The organism is Streptomyces taklimakanensis, from assembly GCF_009709575.1.
Classification (GTDB): Bacteria; Actinomycetota; Actinomycetes; order Streptomycetales; family Streptomycetaceae; genus Streptomyces; species Streptomyces taklimakanensis.
This window is the reverse complement of record NZ_WIXO01000001.1, coordinates 3,327,891-3,345,574: the sequence shown is the minus strand read 5'-3', so window position 1 is coordinate 3,345,574 and position 17,684 is coordinate 3,327,891. Positions and strand designations below refer to the sequence as shown.

General features: G+C 74.5%; 18 protein-coding genes. 11 read left to right on the top strand and 7 right to left on the bottom strand.

Annotation, left to right across the window (positions count from 1 at the left end; translation table 11 throughout):
* Window positions 1–115: 115 nt before the first annotated feature.
* The gene (mreB, locus tag F0L17_RS14820; RefSeq protein WP_162466210.1) at window positions 116–1,144 is read left to right on the top strand and encodes a rod shape-determining protein MreB; all 1,029 of its coding nucleotides are present in this window, start codon (window positions 116–118) and stop codon (window positions 1,142–1,144) included.
* Between the two features lie 125 nt (window positions 1,145–1,269).
* On the opposite strand, the gene F0L17_RS14815 is transcribed toward mreB, so the two are convergent.
* Window positions 1,270–1,950 (bottom strand): SRPBCC family protein, encoded by a 681-nt coding sequence (locus F0L17_RS14815; protein WP_155071454.1) that lies wholly within the window; start codon window positions 1,948–1,950, stop codon window positions 1,270–1,272.
* A 497-nt stretch (window positions 1,951–2,447) separates the two neighbouring features.
* Between F0L17_RS14815 and F0L17_RS14810 the strand changes: the two genes are divergently transcribed.
* The 4 genes from F0L17_RS14810 to F0L17_RS14795 all read left to right on the top strand — a co-directional run bounded on the left by F0L17_RS14810 (window position 2,448) and on the right by F0L17_RS14795 (window position 5,654).
* Window positions 2,448–2,633, top strand: coding sequence for a hypothetical protein (locus F0L17_RS14810; protein WP_155071453.1), 186 nt, complete (start codon window positions 2,448–2,450; stop codon window positions 2,631–2,633).
* 134 nt (window positions 2,634–2,767) lie between these two features.
* Window positions 2,768–3,604, top strand: a complete 837-nt coding sequence (locus tag F0L17_RS14805) for a hypothetical protein (RefSeq protein WP_202917882.1) — start codon at window positions 2,768–2,770, stop codon at window positions 3,602–3,604.
* The gene (locus tag F0L17_RS14800) at window positions 3,601–4,551 is read left to right on the top strand and encodes a DUF6895 family protein (protein ID WP_155071452.1); all 951 of its coding nucleotides are present in this window, start codon (window positions 3,601–3,603) and stop codon (window positions 4,549–4,551) included. The genes F0L17_RS14805 and F0L17_RS14800 overlap by 4 nt, the downstream gene beginning before the upstream one ends.
* A complete protein-coding gene (locus tag F0L17_RS14795) occupies window positions 4,548–5,654 on the top strand; it encodes a serine hydrolase domain-containing protein (RefSeq protein WP_338018090.1) in 1,107 nt (368 codons plus the stop codon). Before F0L17_RS14800 ends, F0L17_RS14795 begins: the two co-directional genes overlap by 4 nt.
* A 65-nt stretch (window positions 5,655–5,719) precedes the next feature.
* Here F0L17_RS14795 and F0L17_RS14790 read toward each other — a convergent pair whose 3' ends face one another.
* Window positions 5,720–6,148, bottom strand: a complete 429-nt coding sequence (locus tag F0L17_RS14790; protein ID WP_155071451.1) for a VOC family protein — start codon at window positions 6,146–6,148, stop codon at window positions 5,720–5,722.
* Window positions 6,149–6,433: 285 nt separating this feature from the next.
* A complete protein-coding gene (locus F0L17_RS14785; RefSeq protein ID WP_338018089.1) occupies window positions 6,434–7,249 on the bottom strand; it encodes an aminotransferase class IV family protein in 816 nt (271 codons plus the stop codon).
* 137 nt (window positions 7,250–7,386) lie between these two features.
* On the opposite strand from F0L17_RS14785, the gene F0L17_RS14780 reads away from it, so the two are divergent.
* Window positions 7,387–7,731, top strand: a complete 345-nt coding sequence (locus F0L17_RS14780; RefSeq protein WP_155071450.1) for a MerR family transcriptional regulator — start codon at window positions 7,387–7,389, stop codon at window positions 7,729–7,731.
* Between the two features lie 165 nt (window positions 7,732–7,896).
* Here the strand turns inward: F0L17_RS14780 and F0L17_RS14775 are convergent, their stop codons facing one another.
* The 3 genes from F0L17_RS14775 to F0L17_RS14765 form a co-directional block, all read right to left on the bottom strand.
* Window positions 7,897–8,577, bottom strand: coding sequence for an enoyl-CoA hydratase-related protein (locus F0L17_RS14775; protein WP_155071449.1), 681 nt, complete (start codon window positions 8,575–8,577; stop codon window positions 7,897–7,899).
* Between the two features lie 241 nt (window positions 8,578–8,818).
* Window positions 8,819–10,561 (bottom strand): hypothetical protein, encoded by a 1,743-nt coding sequence (locus F0L17_RS14770; RefSeq protein ID WP_155071448.1) that lies wholly within the window; start codon window positions 10,559–10,561, stop codon window positions 8,819–8,821.
* 136 nt (window positions 10,562–10,697) lie between these two features.
* The gene (locus tag F0L17_RS14765) at window positions 10,698–12,182 is read right to left on the bottom strand and encodes a DUF6882 domain-containing protein (RefSeq protein ID WP_155071447.1); all 1,485 of its coding nucleotides are present in this window, start codon (window positions 12,180–12,182) and stop codon (window positions 10,698–10,700) included.
* Window positions 12,183–12,450: 268 nt separating this feature from the next.
* On the opposite strand from F0L17_RS14765, the gene F0L17_RS14760 reads away from it, so the two are divergent.
* Window positions 12,451–13,251, top strand: a complete 801-nt coding sequence (locus tag F0L17_RS14760; protein ID WP_155071446.1) for a hypothetical protein — start codon at window positions 12,451–12,453, stop codon at window positions 13,249–13,251.
* A 165-nt stretch (window positions 13,252–13,416) separates the two neighbouring features.
* Here the strand turns inward: F0L17_RS14760 and F0L17_RS14755 are convergent, their stop codons facing one another.
* On the bottom strand, window positions 13,417–14,085 hold the full coding sequence (locus F0L17_RS14755) for a lytic polysaccharide monooxygenase auxiliary activity family 9 protein (protein ID WP_155071445.1): 669 nt from the start codon (window positions 14,083–14,085) through the stop codon (window positions 13,417–13,419).
* Window positions 14,086–14,266: 181 nt separating this feature from the next.
* Here F0L17_RS14755 and F0L17_RS14750 point away from each other — a divergent pair, with 181 nt between their 5' ends.
* From F0L17_RS14750 to F0L17_RS14735, 4 genes are all read left to right on the top strand, one after another.
* Window positions 14,267–14,920, top strand: a complete 654-nt coding sequence (locus F0L17_RS14750) for a class I SAM-dependent methyltransferase (protein WP_155071444.1) — start codon at window positions 14,267–14,269, stop codon at window positions 14,918–14,920.
* Between the two features lie 149 nt (window positions 14,921–15,069).
* Entirely contained in the window at window positions 15,070–15,549 is a 480-nt protein-coding gene (locus F0L17_RS14745; protein ID WP_155071443.1) for an archease, read from the top strand.
* A gap of 124 nt (window positions 15,550–15,673) precedes the next feature.
* Window positions 15,674–16,114 carry a DUF2267 domain-containing protein gene (locus tag F0L17_RS14740; protein WP_155071442.1) on the top strand — a complete coding sequence of 147 codons (441 nt, stop codon included), beginning with the start codon at window positions 15,674–15,676 and terminating at the stop codon, window positions 16,112–16,114.
* Between the two features lie 73 nt (window positions 16,115–16,187).
* Window positions 16,188–17,612, top strand: coding sequence for an RtcB family protein (locus F0L17_RS14735; RefSeq protein ID WP_338018088.1), 1,425 nt, complete (start codon window positions 16,188–16,190; stop codon window positions 17,610–17,612).
* Window positions 17,613–17,684: the final 72 nt, after the last annotated feature.

The following is a 17,684-nucleotide window of genomic DNA, read 5'->3' as shown; positions in this document are numbered from 1 at the left end:
TCCTCGCCCGTCCGGATCAGTCCAGCGCGCGGGGTCGTGGCACGGCCCCCACCATGAGGATCGGGGCCGTCTCTCCGGCGGTCCGACCACGCCGCCACCACGGGGAGATGCCGCTGTGACCGTCAGCCTTGAGCAACTGCGCCGCTGTACCGTAGCCGTCGACCTCGGCGCGGCCAGGACCCGGGTCTACCTCAAACGGTTCGGCGTCATCGTGGACGCCCCGTCCGCGGTCGCCGTCAACACCCGCTCCGGCGCCCTGATCGCGGTCGGCGCCCCGGCCGAGCGGATGGTCGGCCGCACCCCCGAACACATCCGGGTCGTACGGCCGGTCTCCAACGGAACGGTGGTGGACATCGACATGGCCCGGCGCATGCTGCGCGCCCTGATCGGCGACCGCATCCGCCGGGCCTGGCGGCGCAAGCCGATGCTGCGCGCCGCCGTGTGCGTCCCGCACGACGCCGAGCCGCTCGTCCAGCGCGCCGCCGTCGAGACGCTCACCGGAATGGGGGCGCGGCGGGTGGAACTGGTGGACAGCCTCATCGCCGCCGCCGTGGGCTCCGGGCTGCCGGTCGAGGAACCCGAGGCCACGATGATCGTGATGTGCGGAGCGGCCAGCTCCCACGTCGCGGTGCTCTCGCTGGGCTCGATCGTCGCCGCGGAGACGGTCCCGGTGGGCGGCGAGATCATCGATCGGGCCGTCATCCAGCACCTGCGCAACCAGCACGAACTGATGCTCCCCCACCAGGCCGTCCACCCCCTGCACCTGGCGCTCTCCGTCGCGCCGCCCGAGCAGTCCGAGGCCGAGGTGTACGGCCGGGACGTGTCCACCGGGCTGTTCCGCACGGTCTGCGTGGACACCGAGAGCGTGCGCGCCGCCATCCGTCCCCCGCTGACCGCGATGGTGGACGCCATCCGCGGCGTGCTGCGCCAGTGCCAGCCCGACCTGGTCGCCGACCTCGCCGACCGGGGGATCATGCTGGTCGGCGGCAGCGCGCTGCTGCCGGGGCTGGACTCGATGCTGCGCCAGGCCACCGGGATGCCGGTGCACGTGGCCGAGCAGCCCGCCGTCTGCGCGGTGGAAGGGCTGGGCGCGATGGTGGAGGGACGGGTGCGGCTGCTCCACCGCGATCCGCTCAGCCGCTGACGGCCCCGTTCCTCCGCCCCGCGGGCTCGCCGGGGTACCGCGCCCTGCGGCCCCGGGGTCCCCGTGCCCCTCCGGCCCCGCGCCCCACCGTCGTCGCGGCGGGGCGCGGGGCCGGCTCGCCCTGGTCAGCCGTGCAGGACCGGGAGGCGGAAGCGGCGCGCCGGCCGGACCGGCGACGGGGTCGCGGCACGGCGCCAGGCGGGCTCGACGGTGCCGAACCCCGGATCGGTGCCGATCTCGGGCCCCGGGGCGGCGCCCGCCGCCCCGGCGTCGGGCCGCTCCGGGTCGCGGCCGGCCGGACCACCGCCGGCGGACCGGCTCACCTCGCTCACGGGGGTCTCCGCCGCCCGCTCGTCCGCACCGGTCAGCCGCTCGTACAGCGCCCGCGCGTCCATCGGGAGGTCGCGCCGCCAACCGCACGCCACCACCGGCCACAACAGCAGCATCGCGCCGCCCAGCGAGCAGGTCACACCCACCTCCACCCGGCACCCGCCGCCCTCCCACGGCCACAGCCGAAAGTCGAACCGGGGCACCTGGCAACCCAGCGGCGTCCACATGCGCTGTCCCGCGAAACCCACCCGTGACGGGGGCTCGTACACCACCCGCCGCAGTTCGCACTCGCGGCGGCGCCCGGGAAAGCGGTAGCGGTACACCTCGCCGGACCGCCCGGCCCCCTCGCCCGGATCCGTCGGGCGCACCGACATCGTCCCCGAGTGCCAGGCGGCCAGGTTGCGTCCGTCGGCCAGGTACCCGAACACCTCCTCGACCGGCAGCGGTATGGACACGTACACCCGCACCTGCGGCATCCGGCACCTCCTGCGAGCAGAGCACCGGCCGCGCGATCGCGATCGGCCAGGCGCCCTCGTCCCGTCCGGGCCTACCCCTACACAGCCAGGCTCCGGCCGTCCGTCCGCGCTGTCCTGCGCTCGGACTCCGTTCGGGTCAACGCGCGCCGGTCCGGCGCCCGGGAACGGTCGCTCCGCACGCGGTGCCGGCCGGTGCCGGCCGTGGTCGGGCGCGACCTCCGGTGGTCCGCGACGCCACACCGCGCGGCCCCTCCCCCTCCGCCGAACGGGTGGTTCGGGGACGACCGTCCCGTCCCCCGATATCGGGCGGGGCGACCGGCCCGTGGGGTGTCCCCTGCGGTCAGCGGGCCCGCGCCAACGGATGCACAGAAGGCCGAAGTTCGCAACTGCGATCAAACGATCACATGCGTGTTCACGGGGCCCTTCGTAACGTCGACGACGGAAGCCGCTCCCAGGAGCGGTGAAAGAAGCCGAGCATCACATCGAGGAGGAATCCGATGCTCACTTTCGCGACGAAGTCCACCACCCTCGCTCCCGCCGCTCCGGCCGAGCGCCACGCGGTCACCGACCTGATGACCCCGCACGAGGCGCCGATCAGCGACGCCCCGGTCTGGGCGCCCGAGGCCGTCGGCGTCCTGCTCCTGCTGCTCCTGCTCTCGCCGAAGGAGCCCAAGCAGAAGTGAGCCGCGCCGCCGTGGAAGCGGCGGCGAACGACAGGCACGGCATGGAGCGTGGACAGCGACAAACCCGTGCAAATCAAATGGAAACGAAAGAAACGGCATAGCATGACAGACCGAACCAGAGAGGTAGGTCACTGATGCCGAATCCGGACGCCTCACCGCGCACGGAGTACGCCGCCGCGGTGGAGAGTCTGGCCGACCGTGTCCTCGGCGCCCTACGGGGCGCCGAGGACGCGGTGGTGGTGGCCCGCCAGGTGGACCGGGCCCTGGACCCCAAGGCGGCACTGGCCGCCGTGCGGGTGCTGGGGCCCGACGTGTTCGCTCCCGCGCTGCTGGTCGGGGCGCCCTTCGGCCCCGACGACGCCCAGGCCGTGACCGAGTCCTTCCGGGTCTTCCCGCCCGCTCCGGACGCCACGCCCGAGACGGCCTGGCGCGACCGGACGACCGCGCACCTCCTCGCCCGGTACGGCGGTGACTCCCCCGAGGAGGTGTCGGCCGCCCTGGGCGTCCCCGGCGAGACGGCCCTCCTCGACGCGGTCGACGCGGTCGACGCGGACCCGGCGGATCCGAGCGGCGCGAACACCGCCTGGCGGGCCTGGTCGTCGCGCATGGCACAGCTCTCCCCCCTGGCCCTGCCGGACGTCGACGGCCCGGTCCAGACCGCCGCACTCCGCCGGACGCTCGCCCTGGCCCGGGGCACCACCCGGGCGATGCTGCGCCGCGACTACCCGACCGCGGCCCGCCTGGCGCGCTGGCTCGCCCTCGCCTCGCACCGGGGGGCACGGCCCGAGACGGACGTGGCGGCGGTGGTCCGTCACATCGAGCTGCACGACGGCAGCGGCGCCCGCACCGCGCTGGACACCGAGATCGCCCGCCACCTGTCGGGCACGCCGAAGACGCCGGACGTCCCCGGCGCACCGCACCCGCCACCCGCTCCGGACACCTCCGACAGGCCGGGAGGGCCCACCGCATGAGCACGTCCCCCACGACCGCCGCGGCGTCGGTCCCCGCGCCCGTGTCCCGGTCGGCGCACCGACTGGCCACCCGGGCGCTCGGCTGGCTGCGCCGCCACTGCGAGCTGGGCACGCTGCCGCCCGGCACCACCGCCGAGATGGCCGATCCCGACAGCGTCTACAAGCCGCTGGGCGAGACGGCGCTGGCCGCCTCCCTGGTGCTGCGCGAGGGACTGGCGTCGCGGAAGGAGACGGAGACGGCCCGCGAACTGCTGGACTTCGCCTGGTGGGAGCTGCGCGGCGGCGACATGCTCTACGAACGCCAGCTCCGCTACATGATGATGGCCGACCCGCTGGAGCTGTACGCGCACTTCGTCCGCGCCGGCTACCGGCACCCGCGCATGGACGCCCTCGTCGCCCACCTGCGCTCGCTGACCTCCACCCGCGCCGCCGAGCAGGTCCCCAACCGCCGGTTGGCCGTCGCCAACGCCGCGCGTCTGGTGGGGCTCGGCGGCGACGTCGACTGGCGACGGCTCACCGACGACACCTGGCTCGGCAACACCCCCGAGCCGTGGGCCATCGACTGGATGACGGCCTACTGCGTGACGCACTCCGTCTTCCACATCACCGACTGGGGCGGCCGCCCCGGCGAGTTGCCGGAGCCCGTCGAGGAGTACCTCCGGCTGTGGCTGCCGGTCTGGCTGGACGTGTGGCGGGAGATCCAGGAGTGGGACCTCGTCGCCGAGCTGATGATCGTCGGGAGCTGTCTGAACGAGCCGTACTTCGACGCGGGCCTGTGGGAGGAACTGGCCGCCACGCAACACGAGGACGGGCTGGTCCCCCGGGACGGCAAGCCGGTGGAGGGCGACACCGCCCAGCGTTTCCGGGAGCACCACCACACCACGGTCGTCGCGGCCGTGGCGGGCACCCTGGCGCTCTCCCGCGCCGGCGTCGGGCGAACCCGGTGAACGCCGTCGCGACGCCCCAGCCGGGACCGGACCCCACGCCCGACCCCGACGCGGCGCCGAAAACGGAAACAGCACCGGAAACAGCGCCGGAGACGGCCCTCGCCCTCCCCCTGGAGACGGTCGCCGAGGCCACGGCCGCCCCCGCGGTGGCGGTCGTGGCGCTGCGCGGGGGCGAGTCCGGGACGCTGTGCCGGGGGGCGAGCGACGCCACCCGCTTCGAGCTCGGCTCGGTGACCAAGACGTTCACCGCCCTGCTGCTGGCCGAGACGGTGGCGCGCGGGGAGGTCCGCCTCGACGACCCCGTCGCCGCCCACCTCCCGCCGGCGGCCGTACCCGAGGGGCACGGCGACCGGATCACCTTCGCCCACCTGGCCACCCACACCGCCGGACTGCCCACGCTGCCCCCGGGGCTGCTGCTGGAGGCCCTGCCCCGCTGGTACACCAACCCCTACGAGACCTTCACCGACGAGCACCTGGTGCGCGCGCTCTCCCACACCCGCGTGCGCCGCCCGCCCGGCGTCCGGGTCCACTACTCCAACTTCGGGGTCGGTCTGCTGGGCCGGTTGCTGGGCACCGTGGCGGGCACCTCCTACGAGGACGCGCTCGCCGCCCGGGTGCTGGAGCCGATGGGGCTGGTCGACACCACCTGCGACCCCACCCTCCCCCAGGCCACCGGCCACCTGCGCGGACGCCCCCGCCCGCCCTGGCGCATCCCCGGCCTGCCGGGGGCGGGCGCGCTGCGTTCCAGCGCCCGCGATCTGCGGCGCTACCTGGAGGCGCTGCTCTGCCCGCCTCCGGAGTTCGGCGACACCCTGCGCACCGCGCTGCGCGAGGTCACCCTGCCCAGGGTGGTGGCTCCCGGTGGGGACCGGATGTGCCTGGTGTGGAAGGCGCGCACGTACCGGGCGCACGACGGCGGCGCCTTCGAGCTGCTGTTCCACTCCGGCGGCACCCGGGGCTTCACCTCGTTCGTCGGCTTCTGCCCGGCCGCCCGAACCGCCCTGGCGGCGGTGACCGGCACCACGCCCACCGTGCGGGCCACCTTCATCCGTACCGCCCACCGCGTGCTGCGCGACCTGACGGCGGAGGTCCCCACCCGCTGACCGCGACCGGGGCGTCCCCCGGTCGCGGTCGGGGACCGGGGGGCCGGAGGACGCCCCGTCCCCCGCTACGGCCGGACGTAGGGCCGCGTCATGATCTCCATGTTGTGGCCGTCCGGGTCGTCGAAGTACGCACCGCGCCCGCCGAAGAGGTGGTTGATCCCACCGGGCTCGGTGTGGTCGGGATCGGCGTAGTGGGTGACCCCGACCGCCTCCAGACGGGCGATCATGGCGTCGAACCGCTCCTCGGGCACGAGGAACGCGTAGTGCTGCGACTGGATCGGCTCGTCACGCTTCTCGTAGTAGTCGAGCGTCACGCCGTTGCCGAGGTCGACGGGCAGGAACGGCCCGAACGGGGCTCCGACCCGCAACCCCAGGATCGCCGCGATGAACTCGGCCGACAGCTGCCGGTCCCTGGCGTACACGACGGTGTGGTTCAACTGGACGGTGGTGGTCGGCGCGTCGATTTCGTTCCGGTTCCGCTGCTCGGGTGACATCCGTGGTACCTCCGGGTCTCGGGGTCGCTGGGACGGGCGCCCCGCGGGGCGCCGGGAGGAGAGGACACGGAGAAGGCGGCGGGGCCCTGGCCCGCCTCGCGCTCACGCCGGGGCCGGGCGCCTCACTCGTGTGTGGCCCATGGCCGACCCGGCAGTCACCCGATCGACCTTAGTGTCCGCCACGGGAGGGGACAACGTCGGTCTCGGCCGCCTTGGGGCACCGGCGGACCGGGGAGCCGACCCCGCCCTCGCACGGTGGCTCGCCGCTCGGACACCGACCGGTCCTCACGGTGCGGTGGGCCGCTCGGCCCGGTAGGCCCGGTGGAGCAGGTCCACGAAGGCCGGCGCCTTCGGCAGCGGCACGGAGCCGATCCGGTGTACGGCCACCCCCGGCGTCCAGGAGTTCATCACCACGGCCCCGGCCACGTCCGGCAGGTCGGCGAGCGTGATCTCCCGAACGCGTTGGGGGACGCCGAGGCGGTCCAGTTGCCGCCGGACGATGCCCATCGTGACCCCGTCCAACACGGCGGCGTCGGGCCACACCACCGCGGAGCCGTCCCAGAAGGCCAGGTTCCAGATCGTCGCCTCACCGATCCGCCCCCGGTGATCGACGAAGGCGGCGTCGTCGAAGCCGTCCTCGACGGCGCGCCGCAGGAAGTACGTCTTGGCCGATTCGCCGACGTGCTTCACCGTCGGCAGGAACCGCTCGTGCTCGACCACCGCCAGCGTCAGCGGGCCCACCGGGCCGAAGGCGGGCGGCCCGGTGCGGACCAACGTCTCCGGCTCCGCGTCGGTCCCGGTCGCGGTGTACTCGCCGGCGGGCGAGTACACCACGGCCGTCAGCGAGAGGTCGGCCGGACCGGACGCCAGGGCGGCCCGCAGGTGGGAGCGCACCCGGTCGTCGGGCAGGGCCCGGCCGAACAGCTCCGTCGAGGCGGACCGCAGCCGCTCCAGGTGGAGGTCGAGTCCGCGGATCCGGCCCCCGCGCACCTGCATGGCGGTGAGGTGGGCGTGGCCCGCGAAGGCGAGCGGCGCCAACTCCTCGACGGTGGCCGGCCGGCCGTTGCGGTGGACGACGAAAGAGGAGACGAAAGAGGTCACGTGTCACTCCGACGGTGCGGGTTCGACGGGATGGGACGGCGGGGTCCGGGCACGTCCGTGCGCGGAATGCCCGCCCGCGGAGCGACGTTAGGGCCTCACATCCATGTGAAGGTCAAATCCCGGAAGGGACGAGGCGGATGCTGATCGGGGAGTTGTCCCGGCGTACCGGGGTCAGCACGCGGCTGCTGCGCTACTACGAGGAGCAGGGGCTGCTCACCCCGGAGCGCGGTTCGAACGGCTACCGCGAGTACGGCGAGGAGTCGGTGCTCACCGTGCGGCAGATCCGCGCCCTGTTGGACGCGGGCCTGACCACCGAGGTGATCCGTTCGGCGTTGCCGTGCGTCCGGGGCGAGGAGCCGGGGTTCGACTGGTGCGCGGACCTGCGGGGCGTCCTGGAGCGGGAGTTGGCGGACCTGGAGGAGCGCATCGACGACCTCCGGCGCAGCCGCGACGCCCTCGCCGCCTACCTGGCTCGGCCCTGAGCCCGTCACGCGCCCGGTCCCGGTGGTCGGGCCGGGCGGGGGCCCGACCACCGGGACCGCAGGGGCGCAGGGGTGCAGGGGGGCGCGGGCAGGGGCGGACCTCCCTGTTCCGGAGGGCCGCCGGTCACCGATCACCGGTGCGAGGCGGGCGACACGGAGCGCGGCTCAGCCACCGAAGCCGAGCGGGATCTCCTTCGCGCGCAGCGACTCGACGGCCGGGCCGTACATCCGGGACTTGATCGTGCCCAGGGTCGGGCTCGCCTTGGCGCTCAGGGAGCGGGCGATCTCGATCGCGGTGTCGCGGACGGCGCCCTCCTCCACCGCGCGGTCCACGATCCCGGCGGCGAGGGCCTCGGTGCCACCGTAGCGGCGGGCCGTGGTCATGGCCTCGTGCGCGGTCCGGGGGGCCAGTCGGGCCTGGATGAGGGCGGACATGCCGGGGGTGAAGGGGATGTGGATGTCGGCCTCGGGCAGGCACCAGAAGCCCCGGTCGGCGCGCATCACGCGGAAGTCGTGGGCCAGGGAGAGCATCGCGCCGGCCGCGAAGGTGTGGCCCTGGAGGGCGGCCACGGTGATCAACGGCATGGTCAGCACCCGGGCGAAGAGGTCCTGGACGCTCGCCGCGTACTCACCGGCCTTGTCGGTGTTGGCCATGAGCCATTCGAGGTCGAGGCCGTTGGAGAAGAACTTGCCGGTGGCCGCCGTCACCAGGGCGCGGGCGCCCTCCGCCTCCTCGACCTTGTCCAGGAAGCCGTTGACCGAGGCGAGCCAGTCCGGGTGGAAGCGGTTCTCGGTGTCCCCGAGATCGAGGACGAAGACGTCGTCGAGGCGGTCGAGCGTGGGCATCGAAGCTCCTTCGGGCCGTCGAGGGACCGGCCGCCCGCCACGGACGACAACCGTCCCGCGGGCCAGAAACTACCGGCCAGTAACCATGTGGGCCGCATACTACCCAGCCCGTTCGCGCCCGCGCCCCCGAGCCGCCGGAGAGGCCGTGCGGGCCGGCCCGCCGCGCGTGCGCGACGCCCCCGGCCACCGGTCGGTCCGGGGGCCGGGGGCGTCACCGGGCGAGGGGGTCGCCCGGATGCCGTCAGGCGTGTGCGCGCCGGCGGTTGACGAGGACGAGGCCACCGCCGACCGCGACGGCCAGGACCGCCAGGCCGCCGAGCAGCGCGGCGCCGCCCGCACCGGTCAGCGCCAGGTTCCCGGCACCGCCGTTCGGGGTGCCGCCCGCAGCGCCGTCGTCGGAACCGGAGCCGGAGCCACCGGTGGACGAGGCGGCGTCGCCGGTACCGGCCGTGTCCCCGTCGTCCGTCCCGCCGTCACCGCCCTGGGTGCCGTCGGTGCCCCCGTCGTCCGTCCCGCCGTCACCGCCCTGGGTGCCGTCACCGCCACCGGTGGTGCCACCGTCGGAGCCGTCACCCGAACCGTCGCCGTTGACCACGAGGACGGCGGTGTTGTTGCCGGCCTCCGGGTCGTACTCCGCCCAGTGCTCGCCCAGGACCGTCAGCTCGCCGGTGGCGTTCGGAACGACCTCGTCGATCCGCAGCTCGAACGGGAAGGAGAGGGAGCCGTCCTCGGCGATCCAACGGGACGAACCGCACACGTAGCGGGGCGCGCCGATCCGCTTCTCGACGTATCCGCCGGTCAGGCTCCGCGGCGAGCAGTTCGCGGGGATCCCGGTGGCCGTGGTCCCCTCCGGCACGCGGACGTCGACCGTGACGATCCGCTCGCCCGCGAACAGGTCGGCGATCCACGCCGGACCGAGGTTGCGCAGCTTCACCTGGGCGGTGACCGTCTCGCCGACCCTTCCGTCGACCTCCGCGCCGGTCAGTTCGAGGTCGGCCTCGTTGTCGACGGTGATGCCGGTGACGGCGTAGTTGTCGTCCATGTCGAGATCGTCGGACTTCAGGCTCGGCCGCTCGACCAGCCGGAGCGTGCCGCCCTCGCCCCGGTCGAGGGTGCGGTTCCCGCGCGCCCGCTTCAGCGTCTCCGCCGTCTTCGGCTCGATGCGCAGGTCGGTGCGCTCGTACAGCGCGTGGTCGGTGACGCCCAGGGACAGCGGCGCGTCGGGGACGTAGGACGCGCCGGGCTCCAACGGCTGGTCGATGACGCACAGCGCCTCGGTCGCCGGCGGGTACTCGGCGCCGCCCGTCTCGGTGTACTCGCAGTTGGCGAAGCGCTGGGCGAACTCCAGCCCGTACGAGGCGTGGATCCACAGGATCGAGCCGTCGGCGGTCTCGTTGCCGTGGTTGGCCACCGAGAAGGGCAGCTCCGTGGTGGTGCCCTTCTCCGCCTCCCGCTTCTGCGGCACGCCACCGAGCACCAGGTCCGGGCCGGCGCCGACGGTCACCGAGGTGGTCACGTCCCCCGGCTGGTACGGCGACTCGGCGCCCTTCGCCGTGGCCGCGTACGTGATCACTCCGGTGGCCCCGGTCCGGGCGCCCTCGACCGCGCGAACCTCCAGGTCCACGGTGCTCTCCCCGGGGTCGTCGGACACCTCGGGGAACTCGCAGACGGCGGTGGTGCCCTCGGCCTCGCACTGCTCCGGCCACGTCACCCGGGCCACGCCCGCCAGGCCGGAGACGTCGACGGTCAGCCTGCCGTCGGTGACGGGGTACCCGGCGATGTCGTGGTAGACGCCGACCTCGGCGATCCGGCCCTCGCCCTCGCCACCGTCGGCCGCCGTGGGCAGGACCAGCTCGGACGGCGCGTTGATCCACAGCGTGTCGGCCGCGAAGGCGGGGGTCGCGCCGGCGACGGCGACCAGGCCCGCGGCCGCCGCGCCGCAGGCGCCCAGCCGCAGGGCGCGGCCGAGGGAAACGGGTCTCATGATGTCCTTCGGGGTTCGTAGTGCGTACATGACATAACGTCCCACCGACAGACTCACGAGACCCCGCGATGGTTGTACCGATCCCGCGGCGGCCGGAGCGCGGCCCGCTCCCCGGTCGCCGCGGGGGGCGGCACGATCACGTCCGGGGCGTGGTCGCCATCCCCCAGGAGGTGTCCGTGACGGTGCCGTCGGGCGCGAGGAACACCCGCACCTCGTACGGACCCGCCACACCGCCGACGAAGTCCGGCTCGACGTGGTGCCGGACCCGCATGCCCGCCCGTTCGAAGTAGGCGCCGGCCGCCTCGCGCGTCACCCGGAGGCGGTCCCGAGGCGGGGTGAGGGCCCAAAGCAGGTCCGCGCCCGCCCGGATCTCCTCGGCGGCCGCCTCGGGCGTCACGCCCGGCGGGGGCAGCCGGCCGTCCGCCACGGCCAGGAAGTGACCGCCGAGCGAGGTGAAGACCTGCCCGACGGCACGGGCCCCGGCGCGGGCCAGGGCCACGGCCGCCGACTCGGGAACGGCGTACGGGGCCAGGTCCAGCGGTTCGCCGGAGAGTTCGGGCAGGTGGACCTCCGGCGGCACGCCGGCCGCGCGCCGCAGCGCCTCGCGGACGTCCTCGGTGTCGGGCGCCCACTCGAACCGGCGCTCCGCGGGGTCGTAGCGCCCCAGCGGACGGCAGAGCAGGCTCCCGCCGGGGAAGACCAGCCGGTCGGAGGGGCGCTCCCAGTACGGCGCGCGGCCGTCGAAGCCCAGCCGGTGGCCCGCGTACTCCACCATCCCCCGGGTCTCGCGCAGCGAGAAGGCGACCTCGCGGGCGACGACCGACAGGAGTTCGGCCGGGAAGGGCCGGCCGGGCGCCCGGGCGTCGGGCCGGGGGTCGACCAGCCGCTGCTCGGGGGCGGAGGCGGAGGCCGGGGCGCCCCCGTCCGGCCCGACGACCCCGACCGACGCGACCGCACCGCCCGCCAGCCGCACCACGACCCGATCGCCGCCGGGCAGCACGCCCCACACCGTGTCGGGTCCGTACCGCGGCTCGACGCCGTGCCGGTCGAACCAGCCCCGCACGGCCTTCAGCGCCGGGCCGGGCAGCAGCGCCGGGCCGGCGCGCAGCGCGTGCGCCAGGCGCGCGGGCCTCGGGCTCGCACGCGGCACGGCGGGGTCGTCGACGACCAGGAAGGCCCGGCTCCGGCCGTCCACGGCGGCCACCGCGACACCGCGTCCGTCGAGCAGGCCCATGCAGACCAGCGACAGGTGGTCGGCGGCCGACCACGGGTCGGGGAAGCCGTTGAGGTCGAGCAGGGGCGTGGTCAGCTCGCGTGTCCCGGTGCGCTCGCCGACCGCGCGCAGCGCGTGGGCGGATTCCGCGCCCGGAGTGTCGGCCCAGGCCCTGTCGGCCCACGCCCACAGCCAGGTGCCGTCGGCGGCGAAGCGGGCGACGAGCCGGGCGGAGAGGGCCACGCCGGCCCGGCCCAGCTCGGGGACGTCCGGGTCACAGCGGGTCGGACCGGGCGGGACGAGCCGGTCGAACAGGTCGGTCTGCTCGACGGTCCAGGCGAGGTTGGGGCGGGCGAGGGCGAGCAGTTCGTCGCTGAAGGAATCGGAGAGGCCGGAGAGAGTGGTCATGCTGCCAATCCGGGTCGGGGGGTGGTCTACATCGGACGGGACACCGATCGACTCCCCTTGGTTCCGGCTCCGTTCTCCCCGGCACCGAACGCGTCCGGCGCCGAGGACGAGGGCGCCACCGGAGCGGAGCGCCGCAGGGGCCCCGATGCCGAACCGATATCCCACGTCGCCCGAACGATCCGCCCTCCGCTGGTACGTTGACCTGCCATCTTGTCGTCCTGTCGAACCGAATGCCGGGAGGCCGCCCGTGTGGACGCGTGCGAGAGCCATGGTCGGGGAACACGTCGCACCCGCGATCGCCGTAGTGCTGCTGGCCGGTGCGGCGACCGGCTGCGTCGACCGCGCCGAACCGGGCGACACGGTGGTCACCACCGAGAAGCCCTCCGCCCCGTCCACGGCGTCCCCCACGGCGTCCGCGCCGGCCTCGACCACGGCCTCCCCCACGACGTCCGCGCCGGCCTCGACCACAACCTCCCCCACGACGTCCGCGCCGGCCTCGACGGCACCGACGCCGCCGACGACCGCTCCCGTGGTGCCCGTGCCGTCCGGCACCACACGGACGCCCTGGAAGGAGACCGGCCCGGCCGTGCCGCCGCCCCCGAGGCCGGCGGAGTTGGAGATGTCCGTCACCACCGCCGGCGGCACGCTGGACCTGGTCCGCGGCGGACCGGCCCGGGAGTTCACCGTGACCGTGCGCAACGGCACCGCGCGGGCGTACGGCGGATTGCGCCTCGTCTTCCAGATGGAGGTCCTGGAGGGGGCACCCGCCGCGGAACGGCCCGAGCAGAGGGGTTTCGTGCTGGAGCGCCGGCACGCCGGCGCCTGGCACGACGTGGGCCTGCGGGTCGCCAACGACTTCACGCCCCACTGGCTGTACGACGGCGGTTTCCGGCTGGACCGCGGCGCCGTGCGGACCGAGCGCTACCGGTTGCGGGCCCTGTCCTCGGGGCCGACCGGGAGCACCCCGTTGATGGTGCACCTGTTCGACACCGACGCCCCGCGCGACGCGCCGGCCGACCGTTCCCGCCCCGCCTACCGCTCCCTGCCCCACACCACCCGCCTGGGGTGAGCGGCCGACCCCCGGCGCCGGGGCCGGGGGTCGGCGGGCGCGTCCGGGACGACACCGGTTTCCTTCGCTCGTGGGGCGTCGGCGTTCGTTCCGCCGGCGAACAGCCGTGGGCTCGAACGCCCTGCGGTCGTGGGGGAACGCGGTCCCGCCCGCACGACCGGGACCTCAGCGGAAGTTCACGTCACTACAGATGTAGTAGACCTGATCGGCGTGCGAGGCCTTCCAGATCGTGTAGACGATGTGGTGGCCGCTGCGGCCGGGGGCGCTGACATCGACCCTGATGTCCGAGGTGGGGGCGTAACGGCCGGTGGTCTCGATCAGCTCCAGGTCTCCCCAACCGAGCCGGTCGGTGGTGGGGTCGAAGCCCTGCCGGGTGACGTAGATCCGGAGGTAGTCGGCGCCGTGCCAGGCCTGGTCGCGCAGGTGGACGGTGAAGTCGGTGTCGATGTCGGTGGTCTTCCACGGACCGGGAACGTCCATGGACTTGTAGCGACCGTCCCCGGTGTGGCCGGCGCTGCACAGTTGCCCGTCGGGGATGAACGCCTGGTGGTTGCCGCCGACGTTCTCCCGGTACAGGCCGTTCCAGTTCCACATGGCGTTGGTGTCGTCCTGCCACGCCTGCCAGCACATGGGGTCCTGCTGCGCCATGGCCGGGTTCTGGAAGTCGCTGCCCCAGCGGAGCCAGCAGCCGTAGTTGCGGGAGGCGGGGTCGATGACGGATCCGTGGGCGGAGGCGGTCCCGGCCCAGGGCAGCGTGCCCAGCAGCACGGCGGCCAGGACGGCGAGGAGGCGGGCCGACCACCGACTCTTTAAGACGCGCTCATGACAATTCATCGCGGCTCTTCGCTTTCGTGTGAGGGGATGACCTGGGAGCGCTCCCAGGTGTTACGGGTGCGTTCCCCGGCCACTCCACGGCCGAAACACATTCGACAGGAATTCGACAGAAATCCACGGACGACCGCCTCCCGACTGCTTCCGGCCCACCCGAGGCCCGCCCTCTGCCAGGGTCGGCACCATGCCCTTCGACCACAACGACCACTACCACCGACTACTGCTCCGCCAGGTGCCGCCGGGCTGCCGCACCGCGCTGGACGTCGGCTGCGGGACCGGGCGCTTCGCCCGCCGGCTCGCCGAGCGGGGCATCGAGGTGGACGCGATCGACGCGTCCACCGAGGTGATCGAGGTCGCCCGCGCGCTGTCGGCGAACCGCCCCGGACACCCCGCGCCGCGCTACCGCCGGGCGGACGTCACCCGCACCGAACCGCCCGCCGGCCACTACGACTTCGTCTCCTGCCTGGCCGCCCTCCACCACATGCCGTTCGGCACGGTGGCGACGCTGCGGGACGCCCTGGCGCCCGGCGGCGTCCTGGCCGTCCTGGGCTGCCACTCGGAGGCGTCGGCGGCGGACCGGGCCTGGAGCCTGGCCGCCGTCCCGGTCAACGCCGCGGCCCGACTCGCGGTCGCCGCCCGCGAACGACTCCACCCGGGCCCCGGCCCAACCGACACCCTGCGGGCTCCGGTGAAACGGCCCGAGACGACACTGGCCGAAATACGCCGGGAAGCGGCCGCGCTGCTGCCCGGAGCGACCCTGCGCAGGTTGCTGTTCTGGCGGTACCTGCTGGTCTACCGCAGACCGTCCGACGGCCCCGGCACCCCCTCGGACGGCTGAAACGGCAGGACGGCAGGGGCGACGAGGGTGACGGGGCGACCGGGAGGGCTCGGGCACCCGGGGCACCCGGACACCGGTCCGCACACCGTGCGCCCCCACCCCGCCGGGGTGACGATGGACGGTGCGCGGCACGGACGAGGAGGCCGACCATGACACCACCGCCGCCACCGCCGCCACGGTCGGAGTCCGGCCCGCGCGCCGTTCCGCGCGGCGGGCACCGTGGCGTCCCGCACACCGCCGACGTACGGGTGGAGGCGTGGGCGCCGACCCGCGAGGAGTGCCTGGCGCACGCGGTGCGCGGCGTCTGCAAGTCGTTCCTGGACCTGTCGGCCGCGGACGCGGGCGGGCTCGCCGTCCGCCGCCGGGAGGTGGAGGTGCGGGCGGGGACCGACGAGGACCTGCTGGTGGCGCTGCTCGACGAGGTGGTCTACCGGCTCGACGTCGCCGGCGAGGCACCGGTGGCCGTCGAACCGGTGCCCGTGCCCGGTGGCGTGCGGGTCGTCCTGCGCATGGTCGACGCCGACGGACTTCCGGCCACGGGCGCCCCGCCGAAGGCCGTCACCCTGCACGGCCTGTCCTTCGCCGGGGGGCCGGCGGGGTGGCGGTGTTCGGTGACACTCGACGTGTGAGTCCACCCGGCCCGCAATACTCTGGAAACCAGGACACAACGGAATAATCCTTCCACTGCACATCCGGCGCCCCGGCGGGCGGCCGACCGGAGTCCCACGACCTCTTTCCGGAGGGGGAGCAGCCATGTCCGCTACACACGCGGCCGAGTTCGAGCACGTCATCCACACGGCGAACACCTGGGTGAAGTCGGTGGCGGAAGCCCTGGGAACCGAGGACCGGCACCTCGCCCACCGGGTGCTGCGCACCTGGCTGCACACCCTCCGCGACCGGCTCACCGTCGAGGGCGCCGCCCACTTCGCCGCCCAACTCCCCGAACTCCTGCGCGGCGCCTTCTACGAGGGGTGGGTCCCCAGCGCCGTGCCGATCAAGTACGACCGCGAGGCGTACGTGAACCGCTTCGCCCAGGAGGCCCTGATCAGCACCGAGGCGGTCCCGCGGATCGCCCCCGCCGTCACCGCCGCCGTGCGCGACCACCTCTCGCCGGGCCAGCTCGGCCGGGCCCTGGCCCAATTGCCGCACGGCGTCCGCGAACTCCTGGACCCGGAACCGGTGCCGGCCGGCTGACATCGGCCGACCACCGGGCACCGCGCCGCCCCACCCGGCCGGCGACGCCCGGAAGGGAACCCGGAGACGAGCCGTGGACGTCGTCCTGACCGAAGAGAGCCCGTTCCGCTTCCGCGTCGAGCGGCGTGGCGCGATGCGCGTGCCCGGCATCGTGTACGCGACCGCCGACCTGCTGCCGCAGGCGTCCGGCGACCGGGCGCTGGAACAGGTCGCGGCCGTCGCCACCCTGCCCGGCATCGTCCGCGCCTCCTGCGCCATGCCCGACATCCACTGGGGCTACGGCTTCCCCATCGGCGGGGTGGCGGCCACCGACACCGAGGCGGGCGGCGTGGTCTCGCCCGGCGGGGTCGGCTTCGACATCTCCTGCGGGGTGCGGCTGCTCGCCGCCGACACCGACCGCGATGTACTCGCCCCCCGTCTGCCGCGCCTGATGGACGTCCTCGGCGACACCGTCCCACGCGGCATGGGACGCGGCGGACTGTGGCGGTTGTCCGGCCGCCGGGAGATGGACGAACTGCTGGCGGGCGGCGCCCGGTACGCCGTCGAACGCGGCCACGGCACACCCCGCGACCTGGAGTTCTGCGAGGACCGCGGCGTGCTGGAGGACGCCGACCCCTCCGACGTCGGGGAGCGGGCCGCGGAACGCGGAGCGCGGCAGGTGGGCAGTCTGGGCTCGGGCAACCACTTCCTGGAGGTCCAGGCCGTGGAGCGGGTGTACGACGCACCGGTCGCGGAGGCGTTCGGGCTGCGCCCCGGCCGGGTGTGCGTGATGATCCACACCGGCTCGCGCGGCCTGGGCCACCAGGTGTGCACCGACCACGTCCGCGTCATGGACCGGGTGTCGGCCCACTACGGCATCGACCTCCCCGACCGCCAACTGGCCTGCGCGCCCGTCGACTCCCCCGAGGGGCGGGCGTATCTGAGGGCGATGGCGGCGGCCGCCAACTACGGCCGCGCCAACCGGCAGTTGCTCACCGAAGCCGTGCGCCGCGCTTTCGACACGACGGCCGGGGCGGAGGTGGAGTTGGTCTACGACATCTCCCACAACATGGCCAAGCTGGAGACCCACGAGGTGGACGGCGTACCGCGCCGGCTGTGCGTCCACCGCAAGGGCGCCACCCGGGCGCTGCCGGCCGGCCACCCGGACCTGCCGGAGGAGCCGGCCGGGGCCGGGCAACCGGTGCTGGTCCCCGGCACCATGGGCACCGCCTCGTACGTCCTGGTGGGCAAAGAGGGGAACGACGCCTTCCACTCCGCCTGTCACGGCGCCGGACGGGTGTGGAGCCGCCACCAGGCGCTGCGCCGGGTACGTGGGGAGCAACTGCGCGGCGACCTGGAGGCCACGGGCATCGCCATCCGACCGGCCACCTGGCGCGGCCTGGCCGAGGAGACGCCCCAGGCGTACAAGGACGTCGACGCGGTCGTCGACGCCACCGCCGGCGCCGGCCTGGCCCGCCCGGTGGCCCGTCTGGTGCCGCTGGGCGTCGTCAAGGGCTGACGGCGCCCCGGTATCCGGCACAGCCGGTTCCACCCGACCGACCCCACCCGTCCCGTGCCCGTGGACCACGGG

Excerpts from the sequence above, each read along its gene's own strand:
- F0L17_RS14775 (WP_155071449.1), bottom strand. The coding sequence starts at position 8,577 with ATGCCCACGCTCGACCGCCTCGACGACGTCTTCGTCCTCGATCTCGGG.
- F0L17_RS14740 (WP_155071442.1), top strand. The coding sequence starts at position 15,674 with ATGTCCGCTACACACGCGGCCGAGTTCGAGCACGTCATCCACACGGCG.
- F0L17_RS14750 (WP_155071444.1), top strand. The coding sequence starts at position 14,267 with ATGCCCTTCGACCACAACGACCACTACCACCGACTACTGCTCCGCCAG.
- F0L17_RS14810 (WP_155071453.1), top strand. The coding sequence starts at position 2,448 with ATGCTCACTTTCGCGACGAAGTCCACCACCCTCGCTCCCGCCGCTCCG.
- F0L17_RS14765 (WP_155071447.1), bottom strand. The coding sequence starts at position 12,182 with ATGACCACTCTCTCCGGCCTCTCCGATTCCTTCAGCGACGAACTGCTC.
- F0L17_RS14755 (WP_155071445.1), bottom strand. The coding sequence starts at position 14,085 with ATGAATTGTCATGAGCGCGTCTTAAAGAGTCGGTGGTCGGCCCGCCTC.
- F0L17_RS14780 (WP_155071450.1), top strand. The coding sequence starts at position 7,387 with ATGCTGATCGGGGAGTTGTCCCGGCGTACCGGGGTCAGCACGCGGCTG.
- F0L17_RS14815 (WP_155071454.1), bottom strand. The coding sequence starts at position 1,950 with ATGCCGCAGGTGCGGGTGTACGTGTCCATACCGCTGCCGGTCGAGGAG.
- F0L17_RS14805 (WP_202917882.1), top strand. The coding sequence starts at position 2,768 with ATGCCGAATCCGGACGCCTCACCGCGCACGGAGTACGCCGCCGCGGTG.
- F0L17_RS14745 (WP_155071443.1), top strand. The coding sequence starts at position 15,070 with ATGACACCACCGCCGCCACCGCCGCCACGGTCGGAGTCCGGCCCGCGC.
- F0L17_RS14770 (WP_155071448.1), bottom strand. The coding sequence starts at position 10,561 with ATGAGACCCGTTTCCCTCGGCCGCGCCCTGCGGCTGGGCGCCTGCGGC.
- F0L17_RS14800 (WP_155071452.1), top strand. The coding sequence starts at position 3,601 with ATGAGCACGTCCCCCACGACCGCCGCGGCGTCGGTCCCCGCGCCCGTG.
- F0L17_RS14790 (WP_155071451.1), bottom strand. The coding sequence starts at position 6,148 with ATGTCACCCGAGCAGCGGAACCGGAACGAAATCGACGCGCCGACCACC.
- F0L17_RS14760 (WP_155071446.1), top strand. The coding sequence starts at position 12,451 with ATGGTCGGGGAACACGTCGCACCCGCGATCGCCGTAGTGCTGCTGGCC.